Raw genomic sequence first — 653 nt, 5'->3', positions numbered from 1 at the left:
CACAGAAGAAAACATGCTGCGGAGAAACTGGGATACCGTAAAGTACCGGTAATCATCCGGGTATTAAGTGAAGATGATTCCATCTTGAGCATGGTAGATTCCAATCTTCACAGAGAACGGATCAGCTACAGTGAAAAAGCTTTTGCTTACAAACTGAAGAATGACGTATTAAAAAGAAAAAGTGGTCGAAAAAAGAGCCAAGTTGACCACAAAACACCAAGAAAGCGGGCAATAGAAATCATCAGTGAAGATTGTGGTGATAGCCCAAAACAAGTGCAGCGTTATATCTCACTGACAAAACTGATACCGGAAATGTTGCAGAAACTGGATGATGAGATCATTTCTTTTTGTCCGGCTGTAGAGATAGCTGCATTAAGTGAAAAAGAACAAAGAGAACTGCTTGTAGCAATGGAGTATGCACAGGCAATCCCATCACTCTCACAGGCCCAGAGGATCCGGCAACTGAGTAAAGAAAAACAGTTGTCACTGGAAAAGATGGAAGAGATCATGTGTGAAGTGAAAAAGGGTGAGATCACAAGAGTGGCATTCACAAACGAGCAGTTGCACAAGTATTTTCCAAATTCTTATACACCGGCAATGATGAAACGGGAAATACTGGCACTGTTGAAATTATGGAAAAAAGAATCATGGGA

The 653-nt window shown here is 41.0% G+C and carries 1 protein-coding gene; it reads left to right on the top strand.

Translation table 11 applies throughout. The annotated features are described in order from the left end of the window. The coding region (locus G5B11_RS18770; RefSeq protein WP_173729340.1) for a ParB/RepB/Spo0J family partition protein at window positions 1-653 on the top strand (653 nt) is incomplete at both ends.

The organism is Blautia glucerasea (assembly GCF_013304385.1).
In the GTDB taxonomy this organism is placed as follows: domain Bacteria; phylum Bacillota; class Clostridia; order Lachnospirales; family Lachnospiraceae; genus Blautia_A; species Blautia_A ammoniilytica.
The sequence above is the reverse complement of the archived record's forward strand: the minus strand, read 5'-3'. Positions and strand labels throughout refer to the sequence as shown.